Below are 14,653 nucleotides of genomic sequence, written 5' to 3' on the forward strand. Positions count from 1 at the left end.
TTAAGGTTTTCCCATTGCTTGACCTGCTAACCAACCCGTTGTCCAAGCACTTTGAAAATTAAACCCACCCGTCACCCCATCAATATCTAAGATTTCACCTGCAAAATATAAATTCGGACAACAACGGCTTTCCATTGTTTTAAAATTAACCTCTTTTAAACTGACACCGCCACAGGTGACAAATTCTTCTTTAAATACCCCTTTCCCATTAATTTTATATTCTCCTTGCGTTAATTCTGGAATAAGTTGATTAATCACTTTGTTGGAGACTTCGCCCCATCGTTTTTGTTCATCAATTCCCACCGCTAGGGTTAACTGTTTCCAAAGTCTGCGGGGAATCATCACCGGACAACTCGCAGAAATAACTCGCTGAGGTAATTGAGATTTAACCGCTAATAATTCCTCTCGCAAAACTTCAGGATTAGACTGAGGTAGCCAATTAATAATTAAGGACGTTTGATAGCGACAATCTTGTAAAAATCTCGCCCCCCAAGCCGATAATTTCAACACCGCAGGCCCACTTAAACCCCAATGAGTCACAAGTAATGGCCCCGTTTGTTCGAGTTTGGCTTTCGGTAACTTTATTTTAGTATGATTTACCGAAACTCCCGCTAAATCTTTTAACCTTTCGTCGTTAATATTAAACGTAAAAAGAGAGGGAACCGGAGGGATAATTTTATGACCCAATTGTTCCGCCCAATGATAACCCGAAGGATTACTTCCGGTGGCTAATAAGAGGCGGTCAGCCGTTAATATTTCACCGGATTTTAGAGTGATTTTAAAGCGGCTTTTATCGTCCTGCTTAACTTTAATGTCAGTAACCCTCGCTTGAGTTTTTATTTGAACTCCCGCTTGTTTCGCCGCATCAATTAAACAGTTAACAATCGTTTCAGAATTATCTGTTATGGGGAACATTCGCCCATCTTCTTCGGTTTTTAATGTCACCCCTTTTTGAGTAAACCATTCAACCGTATCTTTAGCTTGAAACCGACTAAAAGCCCCTCGCAAAGCCTTCCCCCCTCGCGGATAATTTTGTACAAATTGGCTAGGTTCAAAACAAGCATGAGTCACGTTACACCGTCCTCCGCCAGAAATACGAACTTTGGCTAAAAGTTGCTGTCCAGCTTCCAGTAAAATAACCTCAGCATGGGGATGAGTATTCGCACAAGAAATCGCCCCAAAAAAACCCGCAGCCCCACCACCAATGACAACAACTTTAATAGAATTTAATTTAGACAAGGTAATCCTCAATTCCTCCCAATTATTTGACTTAAAATTTATGAAATGTGATGCTGAGTACAACAAAATATCTCAAATTAAGTCTACATTAGATTATACCAAACTCAATTTATTTTTTGTCCTGCTTGCCCAAAAAACTGATCATGTTGTCTGAAAAATGTTATACTAACTAAAAACTGTTCAACGTGTAAACAGTTCAAAACAATAAAGAAAAATGCAATTTGCACCTTTCTTTCCCGTCTTGCATCCTATCTTAAAAACTGCCTTTCCTAACTGTTTGTGGAGAGGAGATATTAACCACCCCGAAATCGCCCTAACCTTTGATGATGGGCCGCATCCTGTGTATACTTCAGACCTGTTAAAAGTCTTAGACGAATATCAAATTACAGCCAGCTTTTTTTGGTTAGGATGCTGGGTAAAAAACTATCCTCAAATTGCCAAAGCCGTAATTCGGCGAGGTCATTGGATTTGTTTACATGGATATAATCATCAAATGTTTCATCAAATGACCGAGGAAGAACTGAAACAAGACCTCGAAAAAACTAAGCAAGAAATCCTCAATATTTGTGATATTAACCCCAATTATTTACTGGATGTTCGTCCTCCCAATGGTGTATTTACTCCCCAAACCTTAACTTTCTTAAAACAATGGGGATATCGACCCGTGATGTGGACAGTGGTTCCTGAAGATTGGGTGCGTCCCGGAGTTAATCTTGTCACAAACCGCGTTATTCAACAAACAACAAACGGGTCAATAATTGTCTTACATGATGGCAACGACGGGGGCCAAGATGTCACCGCTTCCGCGAGAGAAATTATTCCCAAACTATTGGAAAAAGGCTACAAATTTGTTACGATAGATCAGCTTTGGAACCAACAAAAAATTTCTGTTTAACCAATGGTATTAAGACCTGAAACTGACCCCCAAACTGGAGAATTACGCCTAGTCGGAACAGACTTTCCGGAAAACACCACTTTCTTACCGGGAGAATTGGGTGTCTTTACTCAAGGTGTATTTTTTCTAGGAGGAAATGATACGGTTCAAGGTTCATCTGACCCGGAATTCATTCGCGGAAATTTAGATAATGACTTGATACGCGGGGGAGATGGAGATGATACCCTATTAGGCGGACAAGGGATTGATAACCTGTTAGGAGAAAGCGGAAACGACTCAATTTTTGGGGAAAGAGATAATGATATTTTATTTGGAAATCTAGGTGAAGATACATTCTTTGGCGGACAAGGAAATGACGAAGCCAATGGCGGACAAGGAAACGATGTTTTCTTTGGCGGAGAGGGAGTTGATACTTTAAATGGGGATAGTGGAGATGATTTAATACAAGGAGAAAAAGGAACAGATATCTTATTAGGTGGACTAGGAAATGATATTATTTTAGGAGGTGCAGATGCAGATAGAATTAGCGGAGAAGCGGGAGAGGATGTTATTCGGGGCGAACAAGACAGTGATTTTTTAGTCGGAGGAGAAGATAACGATTTAATACTCGGAGGGACAGGAGATGACCGGGTTTTAGGAGAAGCCGGAGACGACCGACTTTATGGAGATAAAGGACGAGATACATTAATTGGTGGAGAGGGAAACGACATCTTTTTTATTGAACCTGGAACAGGTGGAAATAGCCCCGAAGACGCCAACTTTATCTTTGACTTCCAACTCGGTATTGATACCATTGCTTTAGTCGGAGATTTCCCTTTTAACAGCCTGAATATTACCGAAGACCCCCGAGATTCTAATAATACCCTCATTCAAGCCGCAAACGGTGAATATTTAGCTGTAATTCAGCGAGTTCAACCCGATAGACTCACCCGTTCAGACTTTTTTATTCCGGGTTTTATTTCTTTTAATTCCTCACAATTTACAGTTAACGAAAACGGCACTCCTCTTAACCCTATTACCATTACTCGTAACGTCGGAGAAGATGGTGCCGCTAGTGTACTTTTAGTTCCCACACCTGTTGGAATTATCACCCCAGAAGAACTCGATACCACCCCAATTGCTGTTAACTTTGCTAACGGTGATACCACCCCAAAAACGATTGAATTAAACATTAATAACGACAATATTGTTGACTATCCCCGACAAGTTCAACTCAGCTTAGAAAATCCCACAGGTTCAGCTTCCATTGGCATTCCCGCCCAAGCAACCTTAGAAATATTAGATGATGAACCCAAAATTGAACCCCAACAAACTATCCCCCATCCTATCGCAGAACCCAATGCCAATTTTGGTTTTGCCGTCGAACAAGTAACCACCAATATATTAGTTGGCGCCCCCGGACAAAATAATACTCAAGGTTCCGCTTATTTATTTGATGCTGTCACCGGACAACCCCTGCAAATTTTTAATCATCCCTTCCCCAACACCGCCGGAAACGCCCAACTGGGGAGAAGTGTCGCCGCATTTGGGGCAGATGTGGTCATCGGCGCCCCGCAAGATAGTACGGTTATTCCTCAAGCCGGGGCTGTTTATCAATTTAGCAGTTCAACCGGAGTCGCCTACCAACTATTGAGTGACCCCACCCCCGAACCCTTTGAAAACTTTGGCTTTGCGGTTGATAGCATCGGCAATACAATTATTATTGGCGCCCCGACTAGCAACGCCCTCGCCCCTCGTTCCGGCGCCGCCTACCTGTTTAATGATGCCGGACAATTGCTACAAACTTTCAATAACCCCGAACCCACAGCCGACTCTTATTTTGGGGCATCTGTTGCCGCAGTGGGGGATAAAGTCTTAGTTGGCGCCCCCGGAAGTTTAACCGGAGTGGGGGCGACAAAGCCCGGAGTTGCTTATTTATTTGATAGTATTACCGGGGAGTTATTGCAAATTTTTCGCAACCCCAACCCCGGAATTGATGATTTTGGGCGGGGTTTAGCTTGGACGAATATTGGCCGGGACGTGTTAATTGGGGCGCCGGGAGATGACAGGCGAGGAACCGATACCGGGGCGGCGTTTCTGTTTGACGGGATAACCGGGACTGTGTTGCAAAGCTACAGTTATCCTCAACCGCGACCCTTTGACCGTTTTGGGGAAGCCATTGATATCGTCAATACCAGCGTATTCGTGGGAACTCCGGGTTATGGGTCGTTAACCTCTGGGGCGGTTTTCCGTCATCAGTTGAGAACTGGAGAACTTCTCGATACTTATATTAATACCATACCTGACAACGGTGATCAACGGTTGAATTTTGGAGCGTCCGTCGCCGCAGTCGGCAATACTTGGGTGACAGGTGTACCGGGTTATGACGTTGGCGGTGTGGATGTGGGGCGGGTTTATCAGTTTGGGTAGGTTCATGCTTGATCGCCTCTGTATGGGAGGCTAGACTGTTAACTGTTCAAGTAATTTGCAAAAATGGACGGGGTTTGGTGCGATCGCTGTTTTTATTTTAAACTTAAAAATGGTTATAGTTTTAGAAAATTGTTCGGGTAGCTTCTAGGTCAATGATTTTTACAGCTAGGGAGTACAAGCTGTGACAGAATTCAACAATCAAAACCAAGTATTTTCTGAGAGCGATATTGATAGCGATGATATAACTATCTCGGAATTAGAGGAAGATGATTTAAAAATCGAAGAACGAGATATTCACGAACCGTTTGACCCAACCAAAATTCGCGTTGCTACTAGACCGATGACGATTGACTTAGTTCTCGACCGAATTGAACATGATGAAATTAATTTAGCACCGGATTTTCAACGTTATGCTAATATTTGGGATGATCAAGCTCAGAGTTTGTTAATTGAATCTATTTTGATTCGGATTCCATTACCAGCATTCTATATGGATGCCACTGATGAAGATCATTGGTTGGTAATAGATGGATTACAAAGATTGAGTACATTAAAAAAATTCATTCTCGATCAAAAATTGAAGCTGACTCGATTAGAATTTCTGACTAATTTGGAGGATAAAAATTATGATGAGTTACCTCGAAATTATCAACGTCGAATCAAAGAAACTGTTTTAAATGTTTACTTAATTGAAAAAGGAACTCCTCCAGAAGTTAAGTTTAATATATTTAGACGAATTAATACTGGTGGTGAACCTTTATCTCCCCAAGAACTTCGTCATGCTTTAAATCCAGGTAAAGCTACTAAGTTTTTAGATCGTCTGGCCAAGTCTCAAGAGTTTATAGAAATTACAAATTTAGGTAAAAAACGTAAGCAACGTATGGATGATCATGAATTTGTATTGGGTTTTGTAGCTTTTTCACTGACTCCCTATCATAAATACCCGGTGAAGAAAGGAAGAGATTATTTTCTGAATGAAGCCATGATTAAAATTAATAAAATGGATAACAGCATGGAACAAGAAGTAGAAAATAAGTTTCAATACGCAATGAAAGCAGCATCCGATATTTTTGGAGATTCTGCTTTTCGGAAAATGTCAAGAAAAAATAGAAAATACCCTATCAACAAAGCCTTGTTTGAAGCCTGGTCAGTTACCTTGAGTCAATTAAACTCTCAAGAACTTGAAATCCTTAAAACTAAAAGCAAAATTTTGAAAGATAAATTTATTGAACAGATGGAAAAAGACAAAGATTTTTTAGCCTCAATATCCCAAGCTGCCAATAAAGTTGAGTATCGATTTATGACAATTGAACAAATCGTTCAGGAAGTTTTATTATGATTGAATCAATTCTGTTGAAAAACTACAAGCCATTTCCTAGCTTAATACTACCTCTGAAACCTCTAACACTTCTTTCAGGTTTAAATAGTACAGGTAAATCCTCTGTTATACAATCTTTGCTACTCCTTCGACAGTCCTATCAACAAGGATTACTCCCAGAAACAGGATTAGCTTTAAATGGTGATTTAGTTTGTATTGGAACCGCTCAGGATGCACTATTTGAAGGAGCAGAAGATGATACAATTGGTTTTGAATTAAGATGGAAAGATAATCTAAAAGGAGTTTGGCGTTTTGACTATAACCGAGAGTCGGATGTAATGTCACTTGCTACATCATCACCCAATTTAGAGGAAGTATACAAAACCAGTTTATTTAATGATAACTTTCACTACCTTCAAGCAGAGCGAATTGTTCCTCGTCCATTTTTTGAAATCTCAGATTTTCAAGTCCGACAACATCATCAATTAGGGAGTCGAGGTGAATATGCTGTTCACTTCCTGTCTCTTTATCAAGATAAAAATATTCCGAATCCTCAACTTGGTCATCCATTAGCCAACTCACTACATTTAGGAGATCAAGTAGAAGCTTGGATGGGAGAAGTAAGTCCAGGAACACGAATTAGAGTCGCTTCAAGTCCAGAGATGGATTTAGTCAGTTTACAATATTCTTACGGAATAGGTAATCCTTATCGTGCTACCAATGTTGGTTTTGGTGTAACCTATACTTTACCGATTCTGGTGGCAATTTTAACCTCTAAACCGGGTACACTTATTGTAATTGAAAATCCAGAAGCACATCTTCATCCAAAAGGACAAGCGAAAATAGGGGAGTTGTTTGCACTGGCTGCAAGTTGTGGCGTACAAGTCATTATTGAAACTCATAGCGATCATGTTTTAAATGGAATTCGTTTGGCAGTTCACGATGGTAAACTAAGTGAAAACGACGTACAACTCCATTATTTTCAACGAATAGAAAAAGAGGGACAAGCCATGAGTGAAGTTGTATCACCCCGCATAGATCGAAATGGAAGAATTGATCGGTGGCCAGAAGGCTTCTTTGATGAGTGGGAAAATATTTTATATGCTTTGTTGAAGCCAGCAGAAAAGCCACCAGAAAAGTAAAGTATGACCTTAGAAATAGTTTTAAATGAATTATCACTGAAAAATCCAGCCCCAGACATCAATACAGCCCGAAAATGGATGTCTGATTTTATCAACACTTTAAGATTAATCAATGAAAATGCAAAATCAACTACACCTTACACTCATTATGAATTTTATAATACTGTACTTGCACCCAATTATTCTTTGAGTAACTGGTTATATGATCGGGAAATTGATCGGGATGATCAGCGTCTAATTTTAACTCTAACAAATCAACCCTTTACAGAAGAGGTAAATATTGATAACTATGAATTTAGCTATGAAGGAGAATCAGTTATCGGATTAGGTGTTGCTTACCTTCTTGATGCACTTTTAATTAGTATACTTTCAGAACCGAAATGGGATTGTACTTATCTAAGTTTAAAAATTAGAAGAATAGATGAAAACGAAGAATTACTTGAAGAAAATAGAGAACTTCCTCATATTAGTTGTAGTGATCACCTACAAGAACATACTGATTGGATTCAAAATCGTATCAAAATACAGATTTATGATGGAGTAGAACTTTGGAAATTAAAAGAGGAATTATTTCCCCGTTTAGAATTTTGTGATTCAGTTGGTAAGCAGTTACAAAACATCAAGCGTGGACAACTTGAGTTAAAGTTGGTCAGAGAAGCATTATCACAGTTAGACAGTTGTTGTCAAAATTGGACAAGTGGCTCTTTTAGTTCAGAAGGATATTCTATTGAGATATCGCCTGAAAGTACGGTAACACTCAATCAATATAGTCAAGAACGAACCTTTCGTTGTCCAGATGGTCAAGAGCGTTTATTTGAACAACATATCAAGCTGAGAGTTTGTAACTGGCGTATCCATTTTTATCCAAAAGAAGAACCCGGAAAGGTAATCATTGGGTATATTGGTCGTCATCTTCCCACTGATAAATATCCAACTTGATCAGATAAATAAGGGTAAAATTATCAGGCTTCATTCCAACATTAACAATTCCCCATTGCAATTCCCCTGATTTTTGGTAAAGTGGAGCGTTATTGAATAAAATGATCTCTGAACTCCAATCAACCGAAAATGAAATTAAAGATTGCACTCTGTTCAGCAATAATCACGATTTTTGCCCTCTCACCCGCCCAAGCCGCAGACAACTGCACCTCCTCACGAGCGTACCTCTACCAACACTGTCGGCAATCTTTACCCCTCGATAAACCCCAAAAAACCGACAGTTCTAATTATACCGAAACCGTTGCTATTGTACCCGATGGACGCTTTTATCAATACCGAGCCGGACAGGGTATTTATCAAGTTCAATACAACTACACCGGGCGCAACTGGACACACGCTGACGCCGCCCCAATACACATTAATACCGACAAACCCATCGCTATTTTACCCATTCAATATACTTCTAATGGTATGCAACCAGGAGCGTCAGTTAATGGAGTTCCAATTGGTCGAGTTTGGAATACAATTACTGTGATTGAAATGAAGCGACGGTTAGAAGCATTAGGATTTTTTGTATTAACACCAACGATTCAAATGTATGGTGAAAATCTAAACGGTTTCCAAGCATTAGAACATTTTATTGCGGGAGTTCATAAGGGGAATTCCCACGTTCAAACGATTGTATTAACGGCTGATGCTAATGTTGCGAATGCAGCAAATCCTCGTCCGGGGGCGCAAATGTTGGTAACAGGTTTGCATTCACGAGATTTATGGTGGGAATATCGGATTCAATCGAGAATAATGCCTTTTTACCAACAACAACAACTCTACAATATTGGGCCGAGAGTCAGGGGCGGACAAAGCAATAAAGAAGGGCATTCTCTGGCTTGGCATCCGATGATTGAACGCGCCGCAGAATATAATCCCAATGTTGCCATTATTGAAGTTGCACAGGCTGTTGAGATTGTTCAAAAAGCAGGCTCAATTCAAGCAGGACGTGTGTGGGCGACACCATTGTTTGATGCGATTGCTTGGGCGATGGCGGAACACGCTTGTGCTTTGGGTGCAAATTTAGATAATATTTGTCAAAATGGTGTGCTAAACAGTGACCCGTTAACAGTTATCAGTAACCCGTTTTTTCCGTGAACAGTTATCGGTTTTTTCTCTGTTCTCGGCTTTCGATTGACTGATAACTGTCAGGAATTTGTTATGAACCGCAGGTGCAACCTGTATGACCGCAGCCGGAACCGTTGGGATGGCCGTTGGCACAGGCTTCTGAACAGTAGGGTTTGCCGTCTTTCTTGATGGCATTTTCTAAGGAAACAACGCATAGACAAGATTCACAGGCGCATTTCATTTGAGTAACAGCAGACATCGCGATATTCTCCGAGTGAGCTTCTGTTTTTAATTTAACATCTGAACAGATATTCAGATATAGTTTTAACTTTTCTTTATAAATTTCTCTGAACCCAGTGAGAATATAAAAAAAGCTAGTTCAAATCCAGAGTTTTTAGTTGTAATGTTAAAGTAAGAAAATCGAGTCACTTGTTAGGCAGGGATTGACAGATGGGAATAGAACGCAGACTCTTTCGAGGAATGTTTGATGCAGGTGAAGTCGTCGAACTTCGACAAACCTGTTTTACTCCCAGTCGTGTGTACGAACCGGGCAAATATATCGCCGGGGAATTACCTGATATTGCTTTTGATATGGGGTTAGTGGAGAAACTCCCGACTGTTCGGGATAATAGCGCTGAAATTCGAGATCCTGAATAATGTCAACAGATGCTTATACTTGGATAGAGCGATCGCTAGAAACCATTCACCGGGCTGACTGGTATCGCAGTGTACAAACCGTAGAAAGTTTACCTGGGCCAACAATAACTTTAGACGGGCGAGAACTGATTAATTTTGCCAGTAACGATTATTTAGGATTAGCCGGAGATCAACAATTAATTAATGCCGCAATTACCGCTACAAAAAAATTTGGTACCGGAACAACAGGTTCTCGTTTACTCACTGGACACCGCCACCTTCATCGAGAATTAGAATTAGCCATTGCCCGTCTAAAACAAACAGAAGATGCCCTGGTTTTTAGTTCTGGTTATTTAGCTAACTTAGGGACAATTTCAGCATTAGTTGGCAGACGAGACTTGATTTTATCAGATCGATACAATCATTCTAGCCTAAAAAATGGTGCTAAAGTCAGTGGTGCAACAATTCTTGAATATGATCACAATGATACCGAAGAACTCAGACAAATTCTTCAGCAACATCGCCATCAATATCGGAAAACTTTAATCATTACCGATAGTGTATTTAGCATGGATGGGGATTTATGTTCTTTACCCGAATTATTAGAATTGGCGAGCGAATTCAACTGTATGTTACTCGTCGATGAAGCCCATGCGACAGGAATTTTAGGCAAAACTGGGGCGGGTTGTGTCGAATATTTGGGCTGTACTGGACAACCATTAATTCAAATGGGAACCCTCAGCAAAGCCTTAGGAAGTTTAGGCGGATATGTGGCGGGAAGTGCAACTTTAATTGATTTTTTGCGAAACCGTTCACCCAGTTGGATTTATACCACAGGATTAACCCCTGCTGATACCGCTGCCGCCCTAGAAGCTGTTAAAATAATTCAGCAACAACCCCAACGTCGGAGTCAATTATGGCATAATATAAATACACTTAAACAGTTCTTGCAAGAAAAACAGGAAAAAACGACAACTCAAGAAAACTTTGTTGAGTCTTGGTCGAGTTTTCATTCTCCGATTTTCTGTGTTCACCTTCCCAACGCAACAACCGCGTTAAATGTCGGACAACAATTAAAAGCAGAAGGAATTTTTGCCCCGGCTATTCGTCCGCCTACGGTCAGCACCAGCAGAATTAGAATCACACTCATGGCAACTCATAATGTCCATCATTTACAAAAGCTAGTCGATGTATTATTTTCAATATTAACCGAAGAAGAAGTCTGTTGAATGAATTCACATAACAACTTAAAACTGTAGTAAATCTGGGTAAAAATGACTAAAACAATTGTAATCACTGGGGTAAGTCGAGGCTTGGGTCAAGCAATGACCGAAGATTTTATTGAGTTAGGACATACCGTAATTGGGTGTGCGCGATCGCGAGAAGCCATCAAAGAACTGAATCAAAAATATGGTAAACCTCATCATTTTACCGTCGTTGATGTGACCGATGAAAATCAAGTCAAAACCTGGGCAAAAGATTTTTTATCAAAAGTTTCCGCCCCCGATATTTTGATTAACAATGCAGCTTTAGTTAATCGTTTAGCCCCGCTTTGGGAAGTTCCTAGTGAAGAATTTTCCCAACTGATTGATGTCAATATCAAAGGCGTCACCCACGTTATTCGCCATGTTTTACCCGCGATGATTGCTAGAAAACAGGGAATTGTGATTAACTTAAGTTCAGGTTGGGGACGTTCAACCTCGCCGCAAGTCGCCCCCTATTGTGCATCAAAATGGGCAATTGAAGGATTGACTCAAGCCCTCGCCCAAGAGTTACCTCCCGGTTTAGCTGCTATTCCTTTGAGTCCGGGAATTATTCACACGGATATGCTCGAAATTTGCTATGGTGAAGATGCAGCGTCCTACACTCCCTTAAATGTTTGGGTGAAAAAAGCCGTTCCTTATATTTTGAAACTTTCGACCAAAGAAAATGGAGTTCCGGTCAGCGTTCCGGTATAATTAAAGTGAAGTTTATCGTTGAGCAAATAGACTCTGCTAATTTTGTTAAAATCCACTCAGAATCTCAACTCTGTTCTCTCCTAAACCTCAACCTAAAACCCGTGAAACGTTTCGTTCAGATAGCTGTAAGCGCGATCGCGATCGCTTCTTTAAACGCCTGTGCCAATTCTTCACTAGAAGAAGCCTTTAAACCTGATCCTCAACTGCAAAATAATCCCCCATTTGATCAATCGAGTTCCAAGAATCCTGATCAAACCTTCGTTCAGCTACCTAAAAATTTCCCGTCGCAAATTCCCCTTTATCCCAACGCCAAACTGCGGGATGTTACCGCTTCCGAAAAAGAGACAGAAGTAGATGTGATCACTCACTGGAAAACTAGCGATCCAATTAATTTAGTCGAAAACTATTATCAACAAGAATTGAACGCCCAAGATTGGCAAATTGTTGAACGTCCAAACCCTGAAGGGGAAGGTTCATTTGTCGCCCGTAAAGACAACCTACAAGTCACTCTTTCCCTCAAACCCAATTCAATTTCCAGCAGCGAAACTGACTTTGAAATTCGTTATATTCAAGATAGCGAAAATGAAAATATTGCCAAAAACGCTGACAGCGATAAATCTATTTCAACCATTCCCCTTCCTCCCCCTCCACCTCTGACGTCTAACGACACACCGACGACTTCCCCGACACCCACCAACTCACCCACCGTCAATATTTCTCCCACTCCGACGACTTCCCCAACACCCACACCTACACCCTCACCCCAAGCCTCTAACTCCTCTCCCGCACTCGATACTGTTCCTCAAGAATTGCGAGAATTTGTCAGTGATGTGTCAAAATTAGGGGTGTTGCAATCTTCACCGGGACGCACAACCAACCCCAGCAACAGCGATCAAATTATCACAAACCCCAACAGTACCATCACACGAGGCGAGTTTGCGCGATGGTTAGTCAATGCCAATAACAACTTTTACTCTAATACACCCCCCAAACAAATTCGTCTGGGAGTTCCTTCCGATCAACCTGTCTTTACCGATGTATCGACAACCCATCCTTATTTTCCCGAAATTCAAGGATTAGCTGAAGCGGGTTTAATCTCCAGTTCATTGTCAGGAGATAGCGCTGCGGTTCAATTTCGCCCAGATGCCCCTCTAACTCGCGAAGATCTGATTTTGTGGAAAGTTCCCTTAGATACCCGTCAGGCGTTACCTAAAGCCACTGTAGATGCTGTTCAGGAACGGTGGGGTTTCCAAGATACCGCTAAAATTGACTCTAACTCGTTGCGAGCAATTCTAGCCGATTTTGATAACGGTGACAACGCTAATATTCGTCGAGTGTTTGGGTTTACAACATTATTTCAACCCAAAAAACCTGTAACTCGTGCCGAAGCCGCTTCTGCTTTGTGGTATTTTGGATTTCAAGGTGATGGGATTTCCGCCCAAGAAGTTTTACAAGCCCAAAATCAAACTCAAAATAGTGGAAATTCTAGCGATTAAGTTGTTATCCTCATAAAAATAGAGTTGTGATCAATTGTAGGATAAATGTTTAACCGTCATCGTCTGCGATCGCTGAGTCGAATTCTAGTTTTACCTTATGTTGTTTTTTTCCTAATGGCGATTTTTATTGTCGCCGAGAAGTTGAACAAAAAGTTAGATAACTCTCACTCAAGTCTGTTGAAAACTCAGCAAAAAGTTATCGTTAACTTGTTTTTGGAGTATTCATAAATGCGTTTAAGCAGAACTACGAATTTGACTAAAATTTGATAGTCTTAAAACCTGGTTTCTCACAAAAACTGAGTTTTTATTCCCCATTTATCTTCATTAATTGATAGAATGTGCTGAAGCACAACAACCAACTGAATTGATGTATGTGGGATTTTGATCGCCTATTTAATACGATAGAGGAATTAGTTTTAAATCATTCTCCCAGTGGGGCAGAATGTGAAATCAATCAAGCTTTAATACAACGATTTCAACAGTTAGGGGTTGAAGTTTGGCGCGATCACGCCGATAATATTATCGCTAAAATTGTCGGTAAAGATAGCCAACGGGCGATCGCAATTACCGCCCATAAAGACGAAATTGGGGCGATTGTTAAAACAGTCAGAGTTGGTGGAAAAGTCGAAGTGAGAAAATTAGGCGGTTCTTTCCCTTGGGTGTATGGAGAAGGTGTCGTTGACTTACTTGGAGATCATCAAACCATTCCGGGTATATTGAGTTTTGGTTCTCGTCATATTTCTCACGAATCTCCGCAAAAAGTTCAGCAAGAACACAAAGCGTTAAAGTGGGAAAATGTTTGGGTAGAAACCAAATGTACTCTCGACGAATTAGCCGCCGCAGGAATACGTCCAGGAACCAGAATGGTAGTCGGTAAACATCGCAAAAAACCGATTAGACTCAAAGATTATATTGGCAGCTATACCCTCGATAATAAAGCCTCCGTTGCGATTTTATTAGCGTTAGCAGAAACCGTAAAAAAACCGCCCTTTGATGTTTATTTAGTCGCCTCAGCCAAAGAAGAAGTCGGTGCGATAGGGGCGTTATACTTTACTCAACGCCAACCCTTAGAAGCGTTAATCGCCTTAGAAATTTGTCCTCTCGCCCCCGAATATCCCGTTGAAGACAGCGAAGCCCCCGTGTTGTTGTCTCAAGATGCCTACGGAATTTATGATGAAGGCTTGAATGGAGAACTACGCCAAGCCGCAAAAGCGGTAGATATACCCCTCCAGTTAACCCTTCTCAGTGGGTTTGGGAGTGATGCGTCTATTGCGATGAAAATGGGTCATGTCGCCAGAGGGGCTTGTTTAGGCTTCCCCACCCAAAATACTCACGGCTATGAAATCGCCCATTTAGGCGCCATTGTCAACTGCATTAAAATCCTGGAAGCCTACTGTCAAGGAAGTTTTAGCGAATTTCCCCATTAGTCTCAAAAAAAAATTGTAGCTTGGGGTTGACAGAGCCAAATATTCTATTTATAGTAGTAAAGGTGAAAGGCGAAAAAT

General features: G+C 40.9%; 14 protein-coding genes. 12 read left to right on the plus strand and 2 right to left on the minus strand.

Going from position 1 to position 14,653, the window contains the following annotated elements:
- Complete coding sequence (locus tag L8106_RS17515; protein WP_009785729.1) at positions 1 to 1,239, minus strand: NAD(P)/FAD-dependent oxidoreductase; 1,239 nt, start codon at positions 1,237 to 1,239, stop codon at positions 1 to 3.
- 214 nt (positions 1,240 to 1,453) lie between these two features.
- Here L8106_RS17515 and L8106_RS17520 point away from each other — a divergent pair, with 214 nt between their 5' ends.
- From L8106_RS17520 to L8106_RS17545, 6 genes are all read left to right on the plus strand, one after another.
- Positions 1,454 to 2,134 carry a polysaccharide deacetylase family protein gene (locus L8106_RS17520; protein ID WP_009785730.1) on the plus strand — a complete coding sequence of 227 codons (681 nt, stop codon included), beginning with the start codon at positions 1,454 to 1,456 and terminating at the stop codon, positions 2,132 to 2,134.
- 3 nt (positions 2,135 to 2,137) lie between these two features.
- Entirely contained in the window at positions 2,138 to 4,543 is a 2,406-nt protein-coding gene (locus L8106_RS17525; RefSeq protein WP_009785731.1) for a Calx-beta domain-containing protein, read from the plus strand.
- A 181-nt stretch (positions 4,544 to 4,724) separates the two neighbouring features.
- Positions 4,725 to 5,882, plus strand: a complete 1,158-nt coding sequence (locus L8106_RS17530; RefSeq protein WP_009785732.1) for a DUF262 domain-containing protein — start codon at positions 4,725 to 4,727, stop codon at positions 5,880 to 5,882.
- On the plus strand, positions 5,879 to 7,003 hold the full coding sequence (locus L8106_RS17535) for a DUF3696 domain-containing protein (RefSeq protein ID WP_009785733.1): 1,125 nt from the start codon (positions 5,879 to 5,881) through the stop codon (positions 7,001 to 7,003). Before L8106_RS17530 ends, L8106_RS17535 begins: the two co-directional genes overlap by 4 nt.
- A 3-nt stretch (positions 7,004 to 7,006) precedes the next feature.
- Complete coding sequence (locus L8106_RS17540; RefSeq protein WP_009785734.1) at positions 7,007 to 7,942, plus strand: hypothetical protein; 936 nt, start codon at positions 7,007 to 7,009, stop codon at positions 7,940 to 7,942.
- A gap of 129 nt (positions 7,943 to 8,071) precedes the next feature.
- The gene (locus L8106_RS17545) at positions 8,072 to 9,088 is read left to right on the plus strand and encodes a hypothetical protein (RefSeq protein ID WP_009785735.1); all 1,017 of its coding nucleotides are present in this window, start codon (positions 8,072 to 8,074) and stop codon (positions 9,086 to 9,088) included.
- A 61-nt stretch (positions 9,089 to 9,149) separates the two neighbouring features.
- Here L8106_RS17545 and L8106_RS30740 read toward each other — a convergent pair whose 3' ends face one another.
- Positions 9,150 to 9,317 carry a metallothionein gene (locus L8106_RS30740; protein ID WP_009785736.1) on the minus strand — a complete coding sequence of 56 codons (168 nt, stop codon included), beginning with the start codon at positions 9,315 to 9,317 and terminating at the stop codon, positions 9,150 to 9,152.
- Between the two features lie 191 nt (positions 9,318 to 9,508).
- Here L8106_RS30740 and L8106_RS17550 point away from each other — a divergent pair, with 191 nt between their 5' ends.
- From L8106_RS17550 to L8106_RS17575, 6 genes are all read left to right on the plus strand, one after another.
- Positions 9,509 to 9,715 carry a hypothetical protein gene (locus L8106_RS17550; protein WP_009785737.1) on the plus strand — a complete coding sequence of 69 codons (207 nt, stop codon included), beginning with the start codon at positions 9,509 to 9,511 and terminating at the stop codon, positions 9,713 to 9,715.
- Positions 9,715 to 10,923: an 8-amino-7-oxononanoate synthase gene (gene bioF, locus L8106_RS17555; protein ID WP_009785738.1), complete on the plus strand. Its 1,209-nt coding sequence runs from the start codon at positions 9,715 to 9,717 to the stop codon at positions 10,921 to 10,923. Before L8106_RS17550 ends, bioF begins: the two co-directional genes overlap by 1 nt.
- A 45-nt stretch (positions 10,924 to 10,968) precedes the next feature.
- Entirely contained in the window at positions 10,969 to 11,652 is a 684-nt protein-coding gene (locus L8106_RS17560; RefSeq protein ID WP_009785739.1) for an SDR family oxidoreductase, read from the plus strand.
- 101 nt (positions 11,653 to 11,753) lie between these two features.
- Positions 11,754 to 13,148: an S-layer homology domain-containing protein gene (locus L8106_RS17565; protein ID WP_039896601.1), complete on the plus strand. Its 1,395-nt coding sequence runs from the start codon at positions 11,754 to 11,756 to the stop codon at positions 13,146 to 13,148.
- Between the two features lie 45 nt (positions 13,149 to 13,193).
- On the plus strand, positions 13,194 to 13,376 hold the full coding sequence (locus L8106_RS17570) for a hypothetical protein (RefSeq protein ID WP_039896588.1): 183 nt from the start codon (positions 13,194 to 13,196) through the stop codon (positions 13,374 to 13,376).
- 143 nt (positions 13,377 to 13,519) lie between these two features.
- A complete protein-coding gene (locus L8106_RS17575; RefSeq protein WP_009785741.1) occupies positions 13,520 to 14,575 on the plus strand; it encodes a M42 family metallopeptidase in 1,056 nt (351 codons plus the stop codon).
- The last annotated feature ends 78 nt before the right edge of the window (positions 14,576 to 14,653 follow it).

The sequence above is a fragment of the Lyngbya sp. PCC 8106 genome, from assembly GCF_000169095.1.
Lineage (GTDB): Bacteria > Cyanobacteriota > Cyanobacteriia > Cyanobacteriales > Microcoleaceae > Capilliphycus.

Bases quoted from the DNA above. Each gene is read 5' to 3' on its own strand.
- L8106_RS17520 (WP_009785730.1), top strand. From the start codon at position 1,454: ATGCAATTTGCACCTTTCTTTCCCGTCTTGCATCCTATCTTAAAAACT.
- L8106_RS17525 (WP_009785731.1), top strand. From the start codon at position 2,138: ATGGTATTAAGACCTGAAACTGACCCCCAAACTGGAGAATTACGCCTA.
- L8106_RS17535 (WP_009785733.1), top strand. From the start codon at position 5,879: ATGATTGAATCAATTCTGTTGAAAAACTACAAGCCATTTCCTAGCTTA.
- L8106_RS17540 (WP_009785734.1), top strand. From the start codon at position 7,007: ATGACCTTAGAAATAGTTTTAAATGAATTATCACTGAAAAATCCAGCC.
- L8106_RS17545 (WP_009785735.1), top strand. From the start codon at position 8,072: ATGAAATTAAAGATTGCACTCTGTTCAGCAATAATCACGATTTTTGCC.
- L8106_RS30740 (WP_009785736.1), bottom strand. From the start codon at position 9,317: ATGTCTGCTGTTACTCAAATGAAATGCGCCTGTGAATCTTGTCTATGC.
- L8106_RS17550 (WP_009785737.1), top strand. From the start codon at position 9,509: ATGGGAATAGAACGCAGACTCTTTCGAGGAATGTTTGATGCAGGTGAA.
- bioF (WP_009785738.1), top strand. From the start codon at position 9,715: ATGTCAACAGATGCTTATACTTGGATAGAGCGATCGCTAGAAACCATT.
- L8106_RS17560 (WP_009785739.1), top strand. From the start codon at position 10,969: ATGACTAAAACAATTGTAATCACTGGGGTAAGTCGAGGCTTGGGTCAA.
- L8106_RS17570 (WP_039896588.1), top strand. From the start codon at position 13,194: ATGTTTAACCGTCATCGTCTGCGATCGCTGAGTCGAATTCTAGTTTTA.
- L8106_RS17575 (WP_009785741.1), top strand. From the start codon at position 13,520: ATGTGGGATTTTGATCGCCTATTTAATACGATAGAGGAATTAGTTTTA.